Source organism: Vibrio rotiferianus CAIM 577 = LMG 21460 (genome assembly GCF_002741985.1).
Lineage (GTDB): Bacteria > Pseudomonadota > Gammaproteobacteria > Enterobacterales > Vibrionaceae > Vibrio > Vibrio rotiferianus.
The window spans coordinates 1-957 of sequence record NZ_APHW01000058.1; the positions used below are offsets into that span (position 1 = coordinate 1).

At 44.5% G+C, this 957-nt stretch carries 1 protein-coding gene; it reads left to right on the plus strand.

Going from position 1 to position 957, the window contains the following annotated elements:
- Positions 1-25 precede the first annotated feature (25 nt).
- Positions 26-957: IS110 family RNA-guided transposase (locus tag B853_RS15825; RefSeq protein WP_211285376.1), on the plus strand; the 932-nt coding region annotated here is incomplete at its 3' end.

Sequence of the window (957 nt, forward strand, 5' to 3'; positions counted from 1 at the left end):
AGGCTCTCAGAACGAGGTGAACCATATGTCTACCATTCACATCTTAGGTATCGATTTAGGCAAGCACTGCTTTCATGCGGTTGGCAACAATCACACTGGCAAAGACGTTATTCGCCGTAAGTTTAGTCGAAGCCAACTACTCCGTTTCTTATCTGTACTTGAACCTACCATCATCGCTTTTGAAGCCTGTGGTGGTGCTCACTGGCTTGCGAGAAAGTGTGAAGCCTATGGGCATCGAGTTCGACTTATCCCTCCTCAATATGTAAAACCTTACGTCAAAGGTAACAAAAACGACTTTATTGATGCGGCTGCGATAGCAGAAGCCGCGAGTCGACCAAGCATGAGGTTTGTTTCTGCCAAGTCAGAGGAAGCTCAAGTAATCGCAGCTATCCATCGAGTGAGAGATGGTTATATCAAAGAGCGAACGGCTTGTATGAGCCGAATTGGAGCAATACTACTTGAGTTTGGGCTGAGTTTTCCGAAAGGCCATGCCAAGATGAAAACGCTATTTCAGTGGTTGGCCGAGCAAGATATAAAGCTACCACCGAGTCTGGTCGCTGAGTTGCTCTCGATTCATGAGCACTATAAATACCTAAATGAGAAAGTATCTACTCAAGATAGAAAACTGAAAGCGATTACTGAAAATAATGAAAATGCCGAACTTTTGAAGAGTATTCCTGGTATTGGTGATTTAACAGCAACGTTGTGTGTGGCCAATATCAGTTCTCCTTCAAACTTTGGTGGAGGTCGCGAGATGGCGGCATGGCTAGGACTCGTTCCAAGGCAGTATTCAACGGGTGGCAAATCAAAGTTATTAGGCATGAGTAAACGAGGGAACAAACACCTTCGCGCTCTATTTATACATGGAGCGAGGTCCGTGCTATCTAGGATAGAAACAACAGGAAAAGTGTTTGGAGATTGGTTAGTCAATTTACGAGCAACAAAGCCGTTTAATGT